Source organism: Arthrobacter sp. 10N418 (assembly GCF_056394725.1).
Map to the genome: position 1 here is coordinate 31,403 of NZ_JBFTIK010000013.1, position 19,446 is coordinate 50,848.

The window sequence follows — 19,446 nt, forward strand, 5'->3', positions numbered from 1 at the left end:
GTGAAACATTTGGGGGTTTGGCATGTGCCGGCTCTCAGGCCAGGCGGGCCGGTTCCTGAACGTTGATCTTTTCCTCGCAGGCGTCGCCGTGCTCTGCCAGCACTGCTTCTTCCTCCAGGTCCAGGCGGACGCCGATGGGCACGCCGGCCCTGATGCGCCGGCGGAAGCGCGGGTAGCCGAGGGCGAAATAGACGGCCGAGGAGGTCACCGTCCCGGCCAGCCAGGAGACGTCGACGCCGCCCATCGCCGTGGCGATCGGTCCCTGCAGGGCCGGGATCCCGCCGTACATGAACAGCCACGTCATGAAGATCCCGGCGAAGAAGGCGATGAACGCAGAGGGGTTCACGGATTTCAGGGCGGTCTTCTTCGAATCGAGGAACAGGTAGGAGAAGTCCTTGTGGTGCCGCTCGAAGATGAAGTAGTGGACCGCCATGATGCCGCCCCACGTGGCCACCCAGGCCACGATGGCGCCCAGCCAGGTGTCGAGGATCATCGCGAAGTCCTCCGCGAACATGAAGCCGATGACCGCGAACATGGACAGTATCCCGACCATGACGGACAGCTTGCGCCGCGAGATCTTGACGTCCAGGGCCTGGAAGGCAACTCCGAAGGTGTAGAGGTTGATGATGTTCGTGGCAATCGGGCCGTGGATGACCAGCAGAATGACCGGGATGGCCAGGGTGCCGAAGTTGGAGACGATCAGTTCGCCGGGGTCGGCCTGTCCGTTCTTGGTCGCGAGGCTGGCCCCAAGAATGCCCAGCCAGACCACGGGCAGGAACTGCCCCAGGACGCTGACGACGAACAGTTTGGCGGGCTTGACCTTGCGGCTGACGAAGCGGGAGTAGTCCGGGGCGTAGGTGAACCAGCCGATACCCCAGCCGATGCCGATCACGGTCATGATCGAGGACATCGCGGCGATGCGCGGCAGGCCCTCCAAGACGGCGCCGGCCGGTCCGGCGTAGCTCCAGTTGATGTCGAGCTGGGTCCAGGCCACGATCGACATCCCCACGAGGACGATGATGGTGGGCGGCATGGTGATCCGCTCGAACTTGGAGATGGCACGGTACCCGCGGTAGCAAATGGCCACCTGGACGGTCATGATGACCGCGGCGACGGCGATGCGCACCATGATGTTTTGTTGGCTGGGGTCAACCCAGCCGATCATGCCGAACAGTGCCAGGATCAGGTCCAGGATGACCCACGTGTTCACTGCTGACCAGCCGATGGCGATGGTCGCCTGGATGGCGGCCGGGAGGTAGGCTCCGCGGCGGCCGAATGCGCCGCGGGCAAGCAGCATGCCCGTGGCACCGGTCCGCTGGCCGAGAATGACGAAGAATCCGAAGCCCGCCATGCCGATGATGTTTCCGACGATCAGGACTATCAGGGTGTCGCTCAGGCCCAGGCCGAGCTGGATGCCGAGGGCCCCGAGGATCCAGTTGATGGGGGCGACGTTGGCGCCGGCCCAGATCCAGAACTGGCCGGAAAGTTTGGTGGTCCGTGCAGATTCAGGAATGGGTTGCAGGACATCTTCAACCTCCACAGTGGCCGCTTCGTGCGTGCCTTGTTGAGCTTGGTTCATGCTGTGCCTCAATTCACTACGTTGTGATGAAGAACGGGGAGTGAATCCAGCTTATTGGTGACTTGGCCCACAAAGTAGAGTCGTTTTGATTACACTGAAGACGTAATGAGTGACAATATGACGCACCCCGAAAGAACCAGCCACCATGATCACGCTCGCTGAAGTGCTCGCTAATCCCTCCATGGCGGCCGCCAGCCCGCTGGTGCGCAGCAGTGTGCCGGGAACCTCGGAGCGGGCTGTCCGCTGGGTACATTCCAGCGAGGTACTCGAAATCGCCCCGCTCCTGCGCGGCGGGGAACTGCTGCTCTCCGGCGGGGAGTCGCTCCTGGCCCTGCCGGCGAAGGAGCAGGAGGACTACATCCGCAGTCTTGCGATGCGGCATATCGCCGCCTTGGCCCTGCAGACGGCCGGCCAGGCGGCCCCGATGCCGGAGCGGCTTGTTGCCGCGGCCGATGAGTACGGGCTGCCGCTGATAGAGCTGCGCGCCGTGGCTCCCTTTGTGGACATTGCCGAGGCCGTCAACCGGCTGGTGGTCAACGAGCAGGCGGCCGCCCACCTCGTGGTCGACGACGCCTCCCGGCGGATTGCGCGCCAAATCACCGACAGGGGTCCCCACCTTCCGACCATTCTCGAGCTGCTCGCCACCACCCTGGAGGCCGAGGTCTCGCTGGAGGCCCCTGACGGATCGCTCCTCGGCCGCGCTGGGGAAGCCGTCGACGAGGGAGGTTCCAGGGCCGAGGCCGGCATCGTGGTCGGCGGCCAGCTCGCGGCCCAGCTGAAGCTCCGCTCCCCTGCCGAGGACCCGCTGCTGCTCGAGCTTGCAGCCGACCGCCTGTCCGGAATCCTGGCCCTCGCCCTGGCGCAGGCCTTTCGTCCCACGCCGGCCCAGGTGGCCGAGGCTCGCCTGCTGGAAGCGGTGATCGAAGGCGGGGATGTCGAATCCGTCCAGCGGCTATGGCCGCAGGCCGGGCTCCAGGCCGGCCACACGGCGATGGTGGCTGTTTTCCGCTCGGCCGGGAGGGACACTAATTTCCCGGCCGTCGAACGCGCGCTGCACGTGCGTGGAGTACACGTGAAGTCCCATTTATGGGACGGCGAGCGCGCGGTGCTGCTCGCGCTGCCGCGCCAAGGCGCACGGGCGGCGCGCGAAGTACTGCTTCGTGCCGCGCGGGAGGCACTGGCCGGTTCGGACACGTGCGCCACCTTCGGACCAAGCGTGGCCGACAGCTTCCGGGCGCACGACTCCTACGTGGAAGCGCGGGAAGTCATGGCACTGGGGACGCCCGCAGCGGGCGATGTTCTTGACGCCATGGACTTCCTGGGCCGCCGGATTCTCGCCGCCGTGCCGCATCCGGCATTCCTGGACTGCTACGTGGAGTCAGCGCTGGGCGAAGTGCTTGAGTGGGACCGGAAGCATGGCACTGCCCTTCTGGCCACCCTCTTGTGCTGGCTCGATTCGGGGTGCAACACGACGGCGTCGGCCGTCGCCTTGAACGTTGAACGGCAGACGATGCATAAGCGGCTGAACAAGATCCAGGCCCTGCTGGGCGGGGACCCCCGCACCTCCGGCAGGCTGTTTGCCATCCATATCGCCGCGGCGGCCGCGGCCCCCGCGGCGCCCGGCCCGCACCCGCCGGGACGGACGCCTTAGAGCACGCTGCGGACGGTTTTCTCGAAGCTCGTCACGTGCTCCAGCGCCAGGCTGGCGGCCAGCTCGGCGTCGCCGTCGGCAACCGCATTCAGCAGGTCGACGTGTTCGGTGATGTGCCCGGCAACGGACGGGATCTTGTCCAGCACCAGGCACCAGATTCGGGTCGCGAGGTTGTCGTAGCGGATCAGGGTGTCTTCCAGGTGGGGGTTGCCCGCGGCCGCGTAGATGATTCGGTGCACGGTGAGGTCGAAGCGCATGAGCTCGCGCTTGTCGCGGGGAGTGGCGTCGATCCCGGAGATGGTCCGGGCCAGCTCCCGGAGCTCCGAGCGCATGTCCGTGCCGGCGTTCGTTGCGGCGCGGCGGGCCGCCAGCGGTTCCAGTAACTCGCGGATGTCCGAAACATCGGCCAGCTCCGTGATGTCAACGATGGTGGCGAACGTTCCCCGGCGGGGGTAAGAGACAACCAGGTGATCGACTTCCAGGCGCTTGATGGCCTCCCGGACGGGCGTCCGGCCCACTCCGAGCTCCGCGGCAAGCTGGCCGTCGTTGATCGGGGCGCCGGGCTTGATCTCAAGCATGATCAGCTTGTCCCGCAGACGGCGGTAGGCCGCCTCGGCCAAAGAGATCTCCCCCTCCTCCGCTGCCGGCATGAGGTGTGCTGCGCTCATCGGATATCCCCTTCCCCCAGCGGCCCGTCCGGACGGCGACCGGGGACCTATTGACTCTCTTGTGAGTTTCACCATACCATTGCCCTCACACTGATATATCAATTAGTCAGAAGTAGTATTTCAAAGGAGCAGTCGAATGGTTGGGCAGCTGAATCACCGGTTATCAGAAGTGGACATCGAAGTAGCGGACGCCGTGGACAGGGAGCTCCTGCGCCAGCAGTCCACCCTCGAAATGATCGCCTCCGAGAACTTCGCCCCTGCCTCGGTCATGGAGGCGCAGGGCTCGGTCCTGACGAACAAGTACGCCGAGGGCTACCCCGGGAAGCGCTACTACGGCGGCTGTGAGCACGTTGACGTGATCGAGCAGCTGGCCATCGACCGGGTCAAGGCCCTGTTCGGCGCGGAAGCGGCGAACGTGCAGCCGCATTCGGGCGCCCAGGCCAACGCCGCCGCCATGTTTGCCCTCCTGGAACCGGGCGACACCATCATGGGACTCTCGCTGGCGCACGGGGGCCACCTCACCCATGGCATGCGCATCAACTTCTCCGGCAAGCTCTACAACGTGGTCCCGTACCACGTAAGCGAGCACACCCACCTGGTCGACATGGCCGAGGTGGAGGCCCTTGCCCTCGAGCACCGGCCCAAAATGATCGTCGCCGGGTGGTCGGCGTACTCCCGGCAGCTGGACTTCGTGGAATTCCGCCGGATCGCCGACCTTGTGGGCGCCTACCTCATGGTGGACATGGCACACTTCGCCGGCCTGGTCGCCGCCGGGCTGCACCCGAACCCGGTGCCTTACGCCGACGTCGTCACCACCACCACGCACAAGACCCTCGGCGGCCCGCGCGGCGGGGTGATCCTGAGCAAGGAGGAGTATGCGCGCAAGATCAACAGCGCCGTCTTCCCGGGCCAGCAGGGCGGCCCGCTGGAACACGTGATCGCGGCCAAGGCTGTGGCCTTCAAGATCGCGGCGTCGGCCGATTTCAAGGAGCGCCAGGAACGCACCCTCGAAGGCGCCAAGATTCTGGCGTCCAGGTTCCTGAATGACGACGTCGCGGCAGCAGGGATCTCGGTGGTCAATGGCGGCACGGATGTCCACCTGGTCCTGGTGGACCTGCGGCACTCGGAGCTGGACGGGCAGCAGGCAGAAAACCGGCTGCACCAGATCGGCATCACGGTAAACCGCAACGCCGTCCCCTTCGACCCCCGCCCGCCCATGGTCTCCTCCGGGCTGCGGATCGGCACCCCCGCCCTGGCCACCCGAGGCTTCGGCGCCGCGGAATTCACCGAGGTGGCGGACATCATCGCCTCCGCGCTCACTTCACCGGCAACAGAGAACGAACTCAGCAACGAAACCACCGCAGGCCTCCGCGGACGCGTCAGCGCCCTCGCGGCACGCTTCCCGCTCTACCCCCACCTTGGCGGCAAAGAAGCCGCAGCGGGGCTTGAGGCAGAACTGATTGGAGCAGCACAATGACCAACGAACACCTGCCGGAGCACCCGGACTTCCTCTGGCGCAACCCGGACCCCAAGTCCTCCTACGACGCCGTCATTGTCGGCGGCGGCGGACACGGCCTCGCTACCGCCTACTACCTGGCCAAGAACCACGGGATGACCAACATCGCCATCCTGGAAAAAGGCTGGCTCGCCGGCGGCAACATGGCCCGGAACACCACGATCATCCGGTCCAACTACCTCTGGGACGAGAGCGCGGCCATCTATGAGCACTCGCTGAAGCTCTGGGAGATCCTGCCGGAGGAACTCGAATACGACTTCCTGTTCAGCCAGCGCGGTGTGATGAACCTGGCCCACACCCTGGGCGATGTCCGCGAAAGCGTCCGCCGCGTCGGTGCCAACAAGCTCAACGGCGTGGACGCGGAGTGGCTGGACCCGCAGCAGGTCAAGGAACTCTGCCCCATCCTGAACATCAACGACAACATCCGCTACCCGGTCATGGGTGCCACGTACCAGCCCCGCGCCGGCATCGCCAAGCACGACCACGTCGCGTGGGCGTTCGCCCGCAAATGCGACGAGCTCGGCGTGGACATCATCCAGAACTGCGAAGTCACGGGGTTCGTCAAGGACGGAAACAAGGTGGTGGGCGTCAAGACCAACCGCGGCACGATCCACACCGAAAAGGTCGGCCTCTGCGCCGCCGGACACAGCTCGGTGCTCGCGGAAATGGCCGGCTTCCGGCTCCCCATCCAGTCCCACCCGCTCCAGGCCCTCGTGTCCGAACTTCACGAGCCCGTCCACCCCACCGTGGTCATGTCCAACCACGTCCACGTCTACGTCTCCCAGGCGCACAAGGGCGAACTGGTGATGGGAGCCGGCGTCGACTCCTACAACGGCTACGGCCAGCGCGGATCCTTCCACGTGATCGAGCACCAGATGGCCGCCGCCGTCGAGCTCTTCCCGATCTTCGCCCGGGCCCACGTGCTCCGGACCTGGGGCGGGATCGTGGACACCACCCTGGATGCCTCCCCCATAGTGGGCACCACCCCGGTGGAGAACATGTTCGTCAACTGCGGCTGGGGAACCGGTGGCTTCAAGGGCACCCCGGCGGCCGGCCTGACGTTCGCGCACACGATCGCCACCGGAACGCCGCACGCCCTTAACAAGCCCTTTGCGCTCGAGCGCTTCGAAACCGGCGCCCTGATCGATGAACACGGCGCCGCTGCCGTTGCCCACTAGAAAGAGGTACGGACATGCTCCTGATTCCCTGCCCCAACTGCGGCCCCCTGGACGAGACCGAGTTCCACTACGGCGGCCAGGCCCACATCGCCTATCCCGAAAACCCGGCAGAACTCACGGACCGTGAATGGGCCGAGTACCTGTTCTACCGCGACAACACCAAGGGCGCCTTCGCCGAGCGCTGGCTGCACAGCACGGGCTGCCGGCAATGGTTCAACATGCTCCGCGACACGCTCACCTACGACATCCAGGCCGTATACCCGATGGGCCAGCTTCGCCCCGCCGTCGGATCCACAGCCCCCACCGTCACCAGCCCCGTCTCCCCGGAAGGAGCAATCAAATGACCGCTCAGAGCCAGCCCGCGCGTCTTGGCACCGGCGGACGCATCGACCGCAGTGTTACCTGGCGTTTCACCCTGGATGGCCGTGAATACACGGGCCACCCCGGCGACACCCTCGCCTCCGCCCTGCTGGCCAACGGCCGGCTGCGGGCGGGCAACTCCCTCTACGAGGACCGCCCCCGCGGCATCATGTCCGCGGGAGTCGAGGAATCCAACGCCCTGGTCAAGATCGCCGCCCGGTTCCCGGGCCATGTTGCCGAGTCCATGCTCCCCGCCACCACGGTGTCCCTCGTGGACGGGCTCAGCGCCGAATTCCTCAGCGGACTGGGGAAGCTGGACCCGGACGAGGACCGTGCCGAGTACGACAAGAAGTACGTCCACACCGACGTCCTCGTGGTCGGCGGCGGCCCCGCCGGCCTGGCCGCGGCACGCGAGGCCGTCCGCGCCGGAGCCCGGGTCATCCTCATTGACGACCAGCCTGAGCTGGGCGGCTCGCTGCTGTCCGGATCCACCGATCCGGCCCTCGCGGAGAGCATCGAAGGCGTACCCGCACTGGACTGGGTGTCCAACGTTGAAGCCGAACTGATCTCCGCGGCCGAGTGCACCGTGCTGAACCGCACCAGCGCCTTCGGCTCCTACGACTCCAACTACGTCATCGCCGCCCAGAACCGGACGGACCACCTCCTGACCCCGGCCGCGCCCGGCGTGTCCCGCCAGCGGATCTGGCACATCCGTGCCAAACAGATTGTCCTGGCCCCCGGCGCCCACGAACGCCCGCTGGTCTTCGAAAACAACGACCGCCCCGGCATCATGCTCGCCTCCGCGGTCCGCAGCTACCTCAACCGCTACGCCGTGGCGGCGGGGAAGCGCGTGGTCATCAGCACCACCAACGACAGCGCCTACGCCCTGGCCGCCGACCTCCGCACCGCCGGCATCCGCGTCGAAGCCGTCGTGGATGCCCGTCCGCAGCTGAGCGAAACGGCAGCGGGGGCAGCCGCCACCGGCACCCGGGTGCTGATCGGCAGCGCCGTTGCGAACACCACAGGCCAGGAACGCGTCCTGGGCGTCACCGTCCGCAGCATCAACGACGCCGGCGAGCTCACCTCCGGCGTCGAACAGCTCGCCTGCGACCTGCTGGCCGTCTCCGGCGGCTGGTCCCCCGTGGTGCACCTGCACTCCCAGCGCCAGGGCAAGATCCGCTGGGACGATGAGCTGGCAGCGTTCGTGCCCAGCAGCATTGTCCCCAACCAGCAGGTGGCCGGCGCGGGGCGCGGCAGCTTCGAACTCGACGACTGCATCGCCGAAGGCATCTCTGCCGGGGCGGCAGCGGCCGGCGCCGCCGGCTTCGACCCGGAAAACTCCGGCGTAGCCGTCGGTCCGCAGGTCTTCTCCGAGCCGAAGGCGTCGGCCCCGACCCGCCAGCTCTGGCTCGTCCCCGGCCAGGACGGCGGCCCGGACGACTGGCACCACCACTTCGTGGACTTCCAGCGCGACCAGTCCGTGGCCGACGTCCTGCGCTCCACCGGGGCCGGCATGCGCTCGGTGGAACACGTCAAGCGCTACACCTCGATCAGCACCGCCAACGACCAGGGCAAAACCTCCGGAGTGAACGCAATCGGCGTCATCGCCGCGGCACTGCGGCAGGCAGGCGAAGCGTTCCGGGGTATCGGGGAAATCGGCACCACCGCGTACCGCGCCCCCTTCACCCCCGTGGCGTTCGCCGCCCTGGCCGGACGCCAGCGCGGAGAACTCTTCGACCCGGCCCGCCTCACCTCCATCCACCCCTGGCACCTGTCCCGCGGCGCCCTCTTCGAAGACGTCGGCCAGTGGAAGCGTCCCTGGTACTACCCGCAGGCCGGGGAGGACATGGATACCGCGGTCCTGCGCGAATGCGCCGCCGTCCGGGCATCGGTGGGCTTCATGGACGCCACCACCCTGGGCAAGATCGAGATCCGCGGCAAGGATGCGGGCGAATTCCTGAACCGCGTCTACACCAACGCGTTCAAGAAACTGGCGCAGGGCTCGGCCCGTTACGGCGTGATGTGCACCCCGGACGGCATGATCTTCGACGACGGCGTCACGCTCCGCCTCGACGAGGACAGGTACTTCATGACGACCACCACCGGCGGCGCGGCCAAGGTCCTGGACTGGCTGGAGGAATGGCTGCAGACCGAATGGCCGGAACTGGATGTGCACTGCACCTCCGTTACGGAGCAGTGGACCACCATCGCCGTCGTCGGGCCCAAGTCCCGCGCCGTCGTGGCGAGGCTGGCCCCGGAACTGGCGGCCGACGGCGGCCTCGCGGCCGAGGCCTTCCCGTTCATGACCTTCAAGGAAACCATCCTCGCTTCCGGCGTCCGGGCCCGGATCTGCCGGATCTCGTTCTCCGGCGAGCTGGCCTACGAAATCAACGTCCCGTCCTGGTACGGACTGAACACCTGGGAATCCGTGGCAGCGGCCGGCGCCGAATTCAACATCACTCCGTACGGCACCGAAACCATGCACGTGCTGCGTGCGGAGAAGGGGTACCCGATCGTCGGCCAGGACACCGACGGCACCGTCACCCCGCAGGACGCCGGCATGGAATGGGTGGTCTCCAAGGTCAAGGACTTCATTGGCAAGCGGTCCTACGCCCGCAAGGAGGCAGGCCGCACCGACCGGAAGCATCTGGTCAGCGTGCTTCCCGTGGACGGCACGATCCGGCTGCCCGAAGGCACGCAGCTGGTGGAGCAGGGCATCACCGTCAACCCGGCCTACGGCCCCGTGCCCATGCAGGGATTCGTGACCTCGAGCTACCACAGCGCGGCGCTGGGCAGGTCGTTTGCCCTGGCCCTGATCAAGAACGGCCGCAACCGCATCGGCGAGACCCTGGTGGCCGCCGCCGGGGACCAACTGGTGGACGTTGTCGTCGCAGAAACCGTACTTTTTGACTCTGAAGGGACCCGCAAAGATGGCTGACACAGCAGCACTCGAAAATTCCAAGAAGATCCAGACCCTCCGGACGAGCCCGGCGTCGCTCCTGAAGTCGGCTTTTGCAGCGGGGTCTGTTGCCGGCACCGTGGAGCTGAGCGAGGTGCCGTTCCTGACCATGGCCGGGATCCGGGTCGACCCGGCCGGCGACGCCGGGGAACGGCTGGGCACTCTGGCCGGCGGCCTGCCGTCTGCTTCAGGGGAGGTTCGCGGCAGCGGCGGGACCGCAGTGCTGTGGCTGGGACCGGGCGAATTCCTGCTCGTGGCCCCGGCGGAATCCCACGAAAGCCTGGGCGGCGATCTTCCCGGTGCGCTGTTCGAGGCCCTGGGCGGCGGCGCGGGCCAGGTGGTGGACCTCTCCGCGAACCGCACCACGTTCGAGCTCTCCGGTCCCCGGGCGCGGGCCGTGCTGGAAAAGGGCTGTTCCCTGGATCTGCACCCGCGCGTCCTGCAGGCCGGGACGGCACTGTCCACAGAAATCGGCGGCATCCCCGCCATTCTGTGGAAGACCGCGGATAATACCTACCGGATCTTCCCGCGGGCCTCCTTTGCGGAGTTCCTGGGCCGCTGGCTCCTGGACGCCATGCGCGAATTTGCGACTCCTGAGGTCCCCTGATGGCGCTCAGCGTCCTGGACCTGTTTTCTGTTGGCATCGGGCCGTCCTCCTCCCACACGGTCGGCCCGATGCGGGCGGCCAAGCTGTTCGCCGACGGATTGAAAAGTGACGGGCAACTTAGCGCAACCGCAAGAGTGCAGGCCGAACTGTTCGGTTCGCTGGGTGCCACCGGCCGGGGGCACGGTTCGGACAAGGCCGTCGTCCTGGGCCTCCAGGGCCAGGCCCCCGAGACGGTGGATACCGGCACAGCCGATGACCAGGTGGCAGCCGCCGCCCTGGATGCCGAGCTGCGGATCGGCGGGGAACACCGGGTGGACTTCAACTGGGACGAGGACGTGGTGCTGCACCGCCGCAAGTCCCTGCCGGCCCACCCCAACGGGATGACGTTCCGGGCACTGGACCACTCCGGGGTAGTGCTCAGCGAACGGAGCTTCTATTCCATTGGGGGCGGCTTCGTCGTCGACGGCACCGCACAGGGCGCCGACCAGGTGGTGGCGGACGATACCGTGCTGCCCTACCCCTTCACCACAGCCGACGAGCTCCTGGCAATCTGCCGGCGGGAGGACATGTCCATCTCCGACGTCATGCTCGCCAACGAACTGGTCTGGCGCAGCGAGGCTGAACTCCGGGAAAAACTCCTGGCCCTGTGGGCGGTCATGCGCGAATGCGTGGACAACGGCTGCGCGGCGGAGGGAATCCTCCCCGGCGGGCTGAACGTCAGGCGCCGGGCGCCGGACCTGTTCCGGACGCTGGCCGCTTCCGTGGTCAGCGCCGATGCGGCAGCCCGGAATCCGCCCCAGATCCAGGTGCCCGCCGACCCGCTGCTCGCGATGGAGTGGGTGAACCTGTTCGCTCTGGCCGTCAACGAGGAGAACGCCGCTGGCGGGCGGATCGTCACCGCCCCCACCAACGGGGCCGCCGGGATCGTGCCGGCCGTGCTGCATTACTACGTCAAATTCGTCCCCGGAGCCAACGACGACGGCGTCATCCGCTTCCTGCTGACGGCCGCCGCCGTCGGGATCCTGTTCAAGATCAACGCCTCCATCTCGGGGGCCGAGGTCGGCTGCCAGGGCGAAGTCGGATCGGCGTGCTCCATGGCAGCCGCAGGGCTGTGCGAAGTCCTGGGCGGCACCCCCGCGCAGGTGGAAAACGCGGCCGAAGTCGGAATCGAGCACAACCTCGGCCTCACCTGCGACCCGGTAGGCGGGCTGGTGCAGATCCCCTGCATCGAACGCAACGCCATCGCCAGTGTGAAGGCCATCAACGCCGCGCGCCTGTGCCTGCACGGCGACGGCAGCCACAAGGTGTCGCTGGACAAAGCCATCAAGACCATGCGTGAAACAGGAGCGGACATGAAAACCAAGTACAAGGAAACCTCCCGCGGAGGCCTCGCCGTCAACGTCATCGAGTGCTGAACCGTGGATACCGTAAATAGCACTCCCGCTGACTATGTTCTGACCCTTGATTGCCCGGAAACCCGGGGAATTGTCCACGCCGTGGCCGGATTCCTGCTGGAGCAGGGCTGCGACATCCTCGAAAGCAAACAATTCGACTCACAGGACGACGGCCATTTCTTCATGCGGCTCCACTTTGCCTCGTCCGGGGACTCCCCCGGCGGGCCGGCCACGCTTGATTCACTCCGGGAAGCCTTCGGTCCCGTGGCGGAAAAATTTGGCATGCAGTGGCATCTGCGGGCCCAGGGGACGAAATGCCGGGTCCTGGTCATGGTGTCCAAATTCGAGCACTGCCTCAACGATCTGCTGTTCCGCGCCCGCATCGGCGAACTGCCCATCGATATTGTCGGGGTCGTCTCGAACCATCCGGATCACCGGGGGATCGTGGAATGGCACGGCATCCCCTTCTTCCACGTGCCCGTCACGGCAGCCACCAAGCCGGCGGCCGAGGAGAGCCTGATGGAACTCGTCGACCGGCTCGACGTCGAACTGGTGGTCCTGGCCCGATACATGCAGGTCCTCAGCGACGATCTCACCCGCCGTCTCGATGGCCGCGCCATCAACATCCACCATTCCTTCCTGCCAAGCTTCAAGGGTGCCAAGCCCTACCACCAGGCACACGCCCGCGGCGTGAAGACCGTCGGCGCCACCGCCCACTACGTCAACGCGGAGCTCGATGAGGGCCCGATCATCTCCCAGCAGGTGGTGGAGGTGGACCACACCTACACCGCCGACGACCTCGTGGCCGCCGGACGGGACACCGAGCGCAAGGCATTGTCCAACGCCGTCCGCTGGCACTGCGAAGGCCGGGTCTTCCTCCAGGGGAACAGGACGGTGGTCCTAAAGTAGCCTGCCGTGATGGTGTTGCTGCTGCTAGCTGGCCCAGTCGGCGTCGCCGTAGGGGCGGCCGCGGAAGTGAGCGCGGAGGTACTCCCCCACCACGGCAGCTCCCAGATCCCCCGACTCCGGCGCCACGACCCGGCCGCCGATTCGGCGGGCCATCCGCTGGACGAACCGTTCCAGGCCCGGGTCGTCGCCGAGCCGGAAGAACGTGGCCTGCGTGCCGGCGTGCCCAAGTCGGTCCAGTTCGGCGACCGTAACGCGGATGCTCTCCGGGTCCGGCGGCCAGGAGAACCACGACTCGCCGTCGGCCAGCAGGTGCGCCGTGGGTTCACCGTCGGTCACCACCAGGAGGACCGGCTGCATGGACGGGTGCTGGCGGAAGAACCGGCCCGCCAGCAGCAGGCCGTGGTGCAGGTTGGTGCCCTGCTCGCGCAGGGCCGGCAGCGCCGTGAGCTCGCCGATGTCCATGGTCTGCGCGTAGCGGCCGAACGTGATCAGCTGCAGCCGGTCGCCGCGGAATTTGGTTGAAACGAGGTGGTACACGGCGAGCGCCGTACGTTTCATTGGCACCCAGCGTCCCTCGGCGGCCATCGAGAAGGACACGTCGACCAGCAGGGCGACGGCGGCCTGCGTGCGCGCCTCCGTCTCGGTCACCTCAATGTCGTCCATGGCGAGGCGCAGGCCATGGCGCGGGTCGCCGCCGTCGGCGATCGTACGGCGGATCGCGTTGGTGATGGTGCGGGTGACGTCCCAGGGCTCGGCGTCCCCGAACTCCCACGGGCGGCTGGAGCCCGTCTGCTCCCCGGCAGCTCCGGCAACGCGTGTGTCCCGGCGCCCCTGCCGGCCGGAGAGTTGCTTGGCGGTGTCCCGCAGCAGGGACCTGCCGAGCCGCCGCATGGCCTGCGGTGAAAGCCGGAGGTCGCCGTCGGCCCCGCGTTGGAGGAAGCCACCGTCTTGCATGGCCCGCTCGATGTCCGAAAGAGTTCGTGCCGACACGGCGGCATTTTGGCCCAGCTGGCGGGCGAGGGCGTCCAGGTCCAGGTCGTCCAGGCGGGACCCGTTGTAGGACTGGGAGAGCTGTTCGGACAGCTCGTCCAGTTCGGCGAGGTCCTGGAGCACGCCGGTGCCGTCGCCGAGTCCCAGCCCCTCCTCCCCGTCGAAGCGTTCGGAGCCGGACCAGTCCTCGCCGGGGCGCAAAGCCTGCAGGTTGGAATCGAGTTGGCCCAGCTGTGCCATAAGCTCGGCCGAGCCGAACGCCTCAGCGGATAGCCGCATCAGCTCCTCGCGCTGCTCGGCGGACATGGACTGCAGGAGCCGCTGGGCGGCGGCCGCGCGCTGGGCCAGCGCGTCCACCAGCTCCTCGACCGACTGCGGGTTCTCCGGGAAGAACTGGCCGTGAGTGGCCATGAACTCCTGGAAGTCCGCGTCTGTGTCCTCGCCGCGGCGGTGTTTGTCGAGCAGCTCGTTGAGGTCCTGTAGCATCTCCCTGACGGCCGCTCGGTCCTCATCCGTGGCGCCCTCGAGCGCCTGCTTCATCCCGGCGAACCGCTGGTCCAGTATCTCGCGGCCCAGCAGATCCTTGATCCGCTCGTAGGCCTCCCGGGCGGTGCTCGACTGCCAGTCATAGGAGGCGAGCTCGTTGACCGCAGCCGCCGTGGATTTGGGCAGGTTCTGCAGCTGCATCTCCCGGAAGCTGCGGTCGGTGTTGTCCATCATGGCGTCGCGGGCGAGCTGTTTGCGCTCCTCCAGCACCGCAGTCTCAAGCAGCTTCTGGACTTCGTTGAGGGTGCCGTCGAGCCGGTGGCGGCCCAGCAGTTCACTGCGTCGCTGCTGGACGCGGGCGGCGAGGTCGTCGAGCCCTTCCCTGTTCCTGCCGCCGCGCCGCAGGTACTCCTGGAGGGCGTGCCGGGGAGAGTAGCCTGCCATGACGTCCTCGGCGACAGCGTCCAGTGCCTCCGCCAAGTCCACCGGCGGCGCGAGCGGATCCGGTCCTCCCCTGTACCGGCCATACCTGGACCGGTTGTGAGCGGTCATGGGACCTCCTCAGCCGTAGATGGTCGCCTCGTCCTCGGACTCCTTGGAGATCCGCCGGGCAAGGTACAGACCTTCCAGTGCAAGTTCGACGGCGGCGGCGCGCTGTCCGTCGTTCGTGGCGCCCAGGCGCTTACTGATCTCGTCGTAGAGGCTTGAGCCGTTGAGGGTCGGAAGGTTGTGGAGGAACTCCCGCGCCGTGACCAGTTCCCCGGTGGTCACCGTGGCGCGGCCGTCCAGCGCAGCCACGAGCGGACCCATGTCGATGCCGTGGAAGTGCGCCCGCACGGCCTCTGCTGTGGCCATGCGCAGGAGGTGGTCGAGGACGTCCTGTTCGCGTCCTTCCTCACCTGACTCGAACTCAATCTTCCCCGCGAGGACGTCCACTGCGGCGTCCAGATCGATGATCCGGGCGACGGCCTCGTCCTCTCCGCGCACACTTGCGCGGCGCAGGGCCGCCGCGGCGACGGTTTCGGCGCCGGCGATGGCGAACCGCGCGGAGACCCCGGAGGTCTGGTTGATCGCCGGAGACTGCCGCAGCGCCCGGGTGTAGCGGGCCAGGATTTCGAGGATGACGGGCGGGACGCCCGCCACCAGATGCCCCTCCTGCCGGATGACGGCGACCTCGTCGTCGAGCTCTATCGGATAGTGGGTGCGGATCTCGGCGCCGAAGCGGTCCCTCAGGGGCGTAATGATCCGGCCGCGGTTCGTGTAGTCCTCCGGATTGGCCGACGCGACGACGAGTACGTCGAGCGGCAGCCGCAGCACGTAGCCGCGGATCTGGATGTCGCGTTCTTCCATCACGTTGAGCATCGAGACCTGGATCCGCTCGGCGAGGTCCGGCAGCTCGTTGATGGCGATGATCCCGCGGTTGGAGCGCGGGACCAGGCCGTAGTGGATGGTTTCCGGGTCCCCGAGGCGGCGGCCCTCGGCGACCCGCATCGGGTCGACGTCGCCGATCAGGTCGGCGACGGAGGTGTCCGGCGTCGCGAGCTTTTCGACGTAGCGTTCCGAGCGGTGGCGCCACGCCACCCGGAGCCGGTCCCCCTCCGTGAGGACGCGGGCGCGGGAGTGCTCCGTAATGGGCTCGTAGGGGTGTTCGTTCAGTTCCGAGTCCTCGATCACGGGCGACCACTCGTCCAGCAGCGCTGCCAGGGTGCGGAGGAGCCGTGTCTTGCCCTGTCCCCGTTCGCCGAGCAGCACGATGTCGTGGCCGGCGAGCAGGGCCCGCTCGAGCTGGGGCAGGACGGTCCGGCTGAAGCCGAACATCCCGGGCCAGGGGTCGCGGCCGGTGGCGAGAGCAGCGAGCAGGTTGTCGCGGATTTCTCGGCGCAGGTCCTTGTGAACGTTGCCGGAGGCACGCAGTTCACCGACAGTGAAGATTTCGGGGCGATCACTCACTCCTCCACCGTAGACCTCCACCGTGGGCGGAATCGAGGGATTCTTTCAGATTCCTGCGCACTGGGCCCGGGTGCGTCACACCGCTCTGCGGCTCCCCCTTCCCGCGCAAGCTCGGGCGGGACCCCTGGCGCTACGCTTAGATCCTGATGAGTGCAGCAACGCCGGCATCGCCAGCACCCGCGACTTCACCTGAGCGGCAGGGCACGCTCCTGCTGCTGGTGCGCCACGGGGAGACGCCGACGACGGGCACGGTGCTGCCGGGGCGCGCCGCCGGGCTGCATCTGTCCGACCGGGGCCGGGCCCAGGCCGAACGCGTCGCGGAACGACTCGAAGGCTTGTCCGTCGACGCCCTCTATTCCTCACCGCTGGAACGCGCCCGTGAGACGGCGGAGCCGACGGCGGTCCGCACCGGACTGGAGGTGAAGAACGACGACGGCCTGCTGGAGTGCGATTTCGGCGAGTGGACCGGGTCCGCAATCGCCGACTTGGCGACCCTGCCGGAATGGCAGACCGTCCAGCACAGCCCGTCTGCGTTCCGCTTCCCGGGCGGCGAGAGCTTCCCGGAGATGCAGGCCCGGATCGTCGGCGCGGTGGAGGCACTGTGCACGGCCCATGCCGGCGGCGTGGTTGTGTGCTTCTCCCATGCCGATCCCATCAAGGCCGCCGTCGCCCACGCCCTGGGCACGCATCTGGACCTCTTCCAGCGCATCGTCATCAGCCCGGGCTCCGTCTCGGCCATCTCCTTCGTGGAGGGCCAGGACCCCGCCGTGCATATGGTGAATTCGACGTCGGACGCCCTGAGCGGGTTGAGGGCGCAATGAAATGGTGCAGCCGGTGTCCGGCCGCGAGCTGACGCTGCTCGCCGAGGGCAGCGTCGAGCTGCTCGGACGCATCCCGCGAAGCAGCAACGAGACGTTCCTCGTCCAGGTTTCCCGCGCGGACGACTCGGCCTATGCGGTCTACAAGCCGGAGGCCGGGGAAAGGCCTTTGTCGGATTTCGAGCCCGGACTTTACCGTCGGGAACGGGCCGCCTACCTGCTCAGCGAGTCCCTGGGGTGGGGGCTTGTGCCGCTTACGGTCATTCGCGAGGACGCCCCCTTGGGAATCGGTTCGCTGCAATGGTTCATCGAGTGTGACTTTCAGGAGCACTACTTCACCTTGTTCGAGGATGCCCAAGAGACCCACCGCGAGCTGGCCCGGATCGCCCTGTTCGATTACGTCGCCAATAACACCGACCGCAAAAGCGGCCACGTGCTCCGCGGTGACGACGGGCGGGTCTGGGGCATCGACCACGGGCTGTGCTTCTCGGCGGCTTTCAAGCTGCGCACCGTGATCTGGGACTTCGCGGGCGACCCGATCCCGGATGCCCTGCTCCAGGACATCGCTCAGCTCGCAGAAGCCGTCCCTCCCGAGGTGGCCGGGCTCCTCGATGAGGAAGAGGTCGCCGCCCTGCAGCACCGCGTCCGGCGCCTGCTGCACGACCGGATGCTGCCGATTGACCGCACCGGCATGCGCTACCCGTGGCCGCTCGTCTGAGCGGCCGCAGCTCCTGGCCCCTGCCAGGGAACGGGGAATCGAGCTCGTCGGCCCGGGCGGGCCGTTGAACCGGTTGACGAAGAAAGTTCTGGAAACCGCGCTGGAAGCGGAGATGGACGAGCACCTCGGCTATGGCAAGCATGACGTGGCCGGCCGTGGGAGCGAGAACTCCCGCAACGGCACCCGCACCAAGACCGTCATGACTGAGATCGGGCCCGTGGAGATGGTGTTGGTGATTGTCGGCCACGCCAGCGGAAAGTTCCACAGCGCGGCACGGATCAGCAGGCATAGGCTATTTGAAGAACGTCTCTTCCATCACCGGGGAGGTCATCATGGACACTGAAACCGCCGACGTGATCGGTCATGATGTCACCACAATCACCTGCGTGTGCGGCAACACCGTCAGCAAGGACGGGTTGATTCAGGCGAATTCACAGGGCGTCCCCGTCTACATCGGAGGCAACACCACGGTCCCGGCCGGGCTGGCGGAATGGCCTGCGGATGAGGATCTCTACACCCTGTGTCCGTCCTGCGGCCGCGTCTACCGTGACTCGGTCATCGAAGTGACAGGAACTGCGCCCGTTGCATTCCGGGTCGACATTGCCGCTGACGCAATTGCCGAGGCCATCCGAGTCCGCTGGAGCCTAAACGCCCAGGAATGAAGCTAGTGAGTGACTACGTCGGGGGCAGCCGGACGTGCGTCGTGGGAGTAGTCACCCCAGCCGGCCCGCCCCGGCGTCGCCAATGGCCTGCCGGACAGCGTGCGCAGCGTCGATGGGGACATAGATGCCAAGGCAATCCATCGGCTCCATGGCTGAAAGTCTGGGACGGAGGCGGCGAGCCGCGCGGCAACGAACGACTTGTTATGTCGGATTTTTCCGACATATACTCGACGAGTGCCTTTTGATGTCTTCAGCGCTGTTTCGAACCCCTTGCGGCGCGTCATTCTCGACGAACTCTGCAATGGGCCACGGACGGCCGGCGAACTGACTGCGCTGCTTGACCTGAGCCGCTCTGCCGCGTCTGAACATCTGGCCGTTCTTCGGGAGGCGGGGCTCGTTCGGGAGGAACGACGCGGCCGCCATCGGCTGTACCACCTCCAGCCTGCAGGCCTCCGTGAGGTCGGTGGCTGGGTAAAGCACTTCGAGCACTACTGGACCCAGCGCCTCGACGCGCTGGCAGACCTTCTAGACGAGAAGAGAATGTTATGACCGAGAACTCCATTGTGATCGAGCGCCACATACCCCACCCGCACACAGAGGTATGGGCCGCGCTTACCACGCCGGAGCTGTTGGCCCGCTGGTGGGCAACCGGGGACATCGCACCGACCGCAGGCCACCGCTTCGCCATGGACATGGGCGCATGGGGCCAGCAGCAGTGCGAAGTCCTGGAAGTGAAGCCCGGCGAGCTGATCAGGTTCCTCTTCTCCGAGGGCCAACTGGACACCACCGTGACCTGGCGTCTCGAAGCCGTCGAAGACGGGACTGTCCTGCACCTCGAGCACGCGGGCTTCAACCTCGATACCCCGATGGGCCAGCAGGCTTTCCAGGGCATGGGCAGCGGATGGCCTGGCCTGCTTGCGCGGATCGAAGGGGTTCTAGCCGGCGTGTCCTGAATCGACTTTCTAGTTCGAGGTGGGGCGTCCCAGACGGCACTGGACGCT

The 19,446-nt window shown here is 67.0% G+C and carries 18 protein-coding genes; 14 read left to right on the forward strand and 4 right to left on the reverse strand.

The genetic code is table 11. From position 1 onward, the window contains the following. Positions 1 to 34: 34 nt before the first annotated feature. The gene (locus tag AC1DCZ_RS11790; RefSeq protein ID WP_476974744.1) at positions 35 to 1,579 is read right to left on the reverse strand and encodes a purine-cytosine permease family protein; all 1,545 of its coding nucleotides are present in this window, start codon (positions 1,577 to 1,579) and stop codon (positions 35 to 37) included. A gap of 145 nt (positions 1,580 to 1,724) precedes the next feature. On the opposite strand from AC1DCZ_RS11790, the gene AC1DCZ_RS11795 reads away from it, so the two are divergent. Beyond that, positions 1,725 to 3,230 (forward strand): helix-turn-helix domain-containing protein, encoded by a 1,506-nt coding sequence (locus AC1DCZ_RS11795; protein WP_476974745.1) that lies wholly within the window; start codon positions 1,725 to 1,727, stop codon positions 3,228 to 3,230. Here the strand turns inward: AC1DCZ_RS11795 and AC1DCZ_RS11800 are convergent. After that, a complete protein-coding gene (locus AC1DCZ_RS11800; RefSeq protein WP_476974746.1) occupies positions 3,227 to 3,898 on the reverse strand; it encodes a GntR family transcriptional regulator in 672 nt (223 codons plus the stop codon). The genes AC1DCZ_RS11795 and AC1DCZ_RS11800 overlap by 4 nt on opposite strands. A 136-nt stretch (positions 3,899 to 4,034) precedes the next feature. Here AC1DCZ_RS11800 and glyA point away from each other — a divergent pair, with 136 nt between their 5' ends. From glyA to purU, 7 genes are read left to right on the forward strand one after another with little or no spacing between them, the layout of a single operon-like run. Continuing rightward, positions 4,035 to 5,375: a serine hydroxymethyltransferase gene (glyA, locus tag AC1DCZ_RS11805; RefSeq protein ID WP_476974747.1), complete on the forward strand. Its 1,341-nt coding sequence runs from the start codon at positions 4,035 to 4,037 to the stop codon at positions 5,373 to 5,375. After that, positions 5,372 to 6,592: a sarcosine oxidase subunit beta family protein gene (locus tag AC1DCZ_RS11810; protein ID WP_476974748.1), complete on the forward strand. Its 1,221-nt coding sequence runs from the start codon at positions 5,372 to 5,374 to the stop codon at positions 6,590 to 6,592. Before glyA ends, AC1DCZ_RS11810 begins: the two co-directional genes overlap by 4 nt. Positions 6,593 to 6,606: 14 nt before the next feature. Further along, a complete protein-coding gene (locus AC1DCZ_RS11815; RefSeq protein WP_476974749.1) occupies positions 6,607 to 6,936 on the forward strand; it encodes a sarcosine oxidase subunit delta in 330 nt (109 codons plus the stop codon). Further along, entirely contained in the window at positions 6,933 to 9,890 is a 2,958-nt protein-coding gene (locus AC1DCZ_RS11820) for a sarcosine oxidase subunit alpha family protein (protein ID WP_476974750.1), read from the forward strand. Before AC1DCZ_RS11815 ends, AC1DCZ_RS11820 begins: the two co-directional genes overlap by 4 nt. Continuing rightward, positions 9,883 to 10,518 (forward strand): sarcosine oxidase subunit gamma, encoded by a 636-nt coding sequence (locus AC1DCZ_RS11825; protein WP_476974751.1) that lies wholly within the window; start codon positions 9,883 to 9,885, stop codon positions 10,516 to 10,518. Before AC1DCZ_RS11820 ends, AC1DCZ_RS11825 begins: the two co-directional genes overlap by 8 nt. After that, positions 10,518 to 11,933, forward strand: coding sequence for an L-serine ammonia-lyase (locus AC1DCZ_RS11830; RefSeq protein ID WP_476974752.1), 1,416 nt, complete (start codon positions 10,518 to 10,520; stop codon positions 11,931 to 11,933). The genes AC1DCZ_RS11825 and AC1DCZ_RS11830 overlap by 1 nt, the downstream gene beginning before the upstream one ends. Before the next feature lie 3 nt (positions 11,934 to 11,936). Then, complete coding sequence (gene purU, locus AC1DCZ_RS11835) at positions 11,937 to 12,821, forward strand: formyltetrahydrofolate deformylase (protein ID WP_476974753.1); 885 nt, start codon at positions 11,937 to 11,939, stop codon at positions 12,819 to 12,821. A 24-nt stretch (positions 12,822 to 12,845) separates the two neighbouring features. Here purU and AC1DCZ_RS11840 read toward each other — a convergent pair whose 3' ends face one another. Beyond that, complete coding sequence (locus AC1DCZ_RS11840; protein WP_476974754.1) at positions 12,846 to 14,849, reverse strand: vWA domain-containing protein; 2,004 nt, start codon at positions 14,847 to 14,849, stop codon at positions 12,846 to 12,848. Positions 14,850 to 14,858: 9 nt separating this feature from the next. Continuing rightward, the gene (locus AC1DCZ_RS11845) at positions 14,859 to 16,247 is read right to left on the reverse strand and encodes a sigma 54-interacting transcriptional regulator (RefSeq protein WP_476974755.1); all 1,389 of its coding nucleotides are present in this window, start codon (positions 16,245 to 16,247) and stop codon (positions 14,859 to 14,861) included. A gap of 146 nt (positions 16,248 to 16,393) precedes the next feature. Here AC1DCZ_RS11845 and AC1DCZ_RS11850 point away from each other — a divergent pair, with 146 nt between their 5' ends. From AC1DCZ_RS11850 to AC1DCZ_RS11875, 6 genes are all read left to right on the forward strand, one after another. Continuing rightward, complete coding sequence (locus AC1DCZ_RS11850) at positions 16,394 to 17,068, forward strand: MSMEG_4193 family putative phosphomutase (protein ID WP_476974756.1); 675 nt, start codon at positions 16,394 to 16,396, stop codon at positions 17,066 to 17,068. 1 nt (position 17,069) lies between these two features. Continuing rightward, positions 17,070 to 17,783: an SCO1664 family protein gene (locus tag AC1DCZ_RS11855; protein ID WP_476974757.1), complete on the forward strand. Its 714-nt coding sequence runs from the start codon at positions 17,070 to 17,072 to the stop codon at positions 17,781 to 17,783. A 13-nt stretch (positions 17,784 to 17,796) separates the two neighbouring features. Further along, positions 17,797 to 18,126 (forward strand): transposase, encoded by a 330-nt coding sequence (locus AC1DCZ_RS11860; protein ID WP_476974886.1) that lies wholly within the window; start codon positions 17,797 to 17,799, stop codon positions 18,124 to 18,126. Further along, positions 18,116 to 18,445 carry a hypothetical protein gene (locus tag AC1DCZ_RS11865; protein ID WP_476974758.1) on the forward strand — a complete coding sequence of 110 codons (330 nt, stop codon included), beginning with the start codon at positions 18,116 to 18,118 and terminating at the stop codon, positions 18,443 to 18,445. The genes AC1DCZ_RS11860 and AC1DCZ_RS11865 overlap by 11 nt, the downstream gene beginning before the upstream one ends. Positions 18,446 to 18,679: 234 nt before the next feature. Continuing rightward, entirely contained in the window at positions 18,680 to 18,994 is a 315-nt protein-coding gene (locus AC1DCZ_RS11870) for an ArsR/SmtB family transcription factor (protein ID WP_476896018.1), read from the forward strand. Next, positions 18,991 to 19,398: an SRPBCC family protein gene (locus tag AC1DCZ_RS11875; protein WP_476974759.1), complete on the forward strand. Its 408-nt coding sequence runs from the start codon at positions 18,991 to 18,993 to the stop codon at positions 19,396 to 19,398. The genes AC1DCZ_RS11870 and AC1DCZ_RS11875 overlap by 4 nt, the downstream gene beginning before the upstream one ends. Positions 19,399 to 19,446: the final 48 nt, after the last annotated feature.

What these genes read in the sequence shown, in the direction of transcription:
- AC1DCZ_RS11795 (WP_476974745.1), top strand. Translation starts at nt 1,725, where the DNA reads ATGATCACGCTCGCTGAAGTGCTCGCTAATCCCTCCATGGCGGCCGCC.
- glyA (WP_476974747.1), top strand. Translation starts at nt 4,035, where the DNA reads ATGGTTGGGCAGCTGAATCACCGGTTATCAGAAGTGGACATCGAAGTA.
- AC1DCZ_RS11815 (WP_476974749.1), top strand. Translation starts at nt 6,607, where the DNA reads ATGCTCCTGATTCCCTGCCCCAACTGCGGCCCCCTGGACGAGACCGAG.
- AC1DCZ_RS11810 (WP_476974748.1), top strand. Translation starts at nt 5,372, where the DNA reads ATGACCAACGAACACCTGCCGGAGCACCCGGACTTCCTCTGGCGCAAC.
- AC1DCZ_RS11840 (WP_476974754.1), bottom strand. Translation starts at nt 14,849, where the DNA reads ATGACCGCTCACAACCGGTCCAGGTATGGCCGGTACAGGGGAGGACCG.
- AC1DCZ_RS11875 (WP_476974759.1), top strand. Translation starts at nt 18,991, where the DNA reads ATGACCGAGAACTCCATTGTGATCGAGCGCCACATACCCCACCCGCAC.
- AC1DCZ_RS11820 (WP_476974750.1), top strand. Translation starts at nt 6,933, where the DNA reads ATGACCGCTCAGAGCCAGCCCGCGCGTCTTGGCACCGGCGGACGCATC.
- AC1DCZ_RS11790 (WP_476974744.1), bottom strand. Translation starts at nt 1,579, where the DNA reads ATGAACCAAGCTCAACAAGGCACGCACGAAGCGGCCACTGTGGAGGTT.
- AC1DCZ_RS11800 (WP_476974746.1), bottom strand. Translation starts at nt 3,898, where the DNA reads ATGAGCGCAGCACACCTCATGCCGGCAGCGGAGGAGGGGGAGATCTCT.
- AC1DCZ_RS11850 (WP_476974756.1), top strand. Translation starts at nt 16,394, where the DNA reads ATGAGTGCAGCAACGCCGGCATCGCCAGCACCCGCGACTTCACCTGAG.
- AC1DCZ_RS11855 (WP_476974757.1), top strand. Translation starts at nt 17,070, where the DNA reads ATGGTGCAGCCGGTGTCCGGCCGCGAGCTGACGCTGCTCGCCGAGGGC.
- AC1DCZ_RS11865 (WP_476974758.1), top strand. Translation starts at nt 18,116, where the DNA reads ATGGACACTGAAACCGCCGACGTGATCGGTCATGATGTCACCACAATC.
- AC1DCZ_RS11830 (WP_476974752.1), top strand. Translation starts at nt 10,518, where the DNA reads ATGGCGCTCAGCGTCCTGGACCTGTTTTCTGTTGGCATCGGGCCGTCC.
- AC1DCZ_RS11825 (WP_476974751.1), top strand. Translation starts at nt 9,883, where the DNA reads ATGGCTGACACAGCAGCACTCGAAAATTCCAAGAAGATCCAGACCCTC.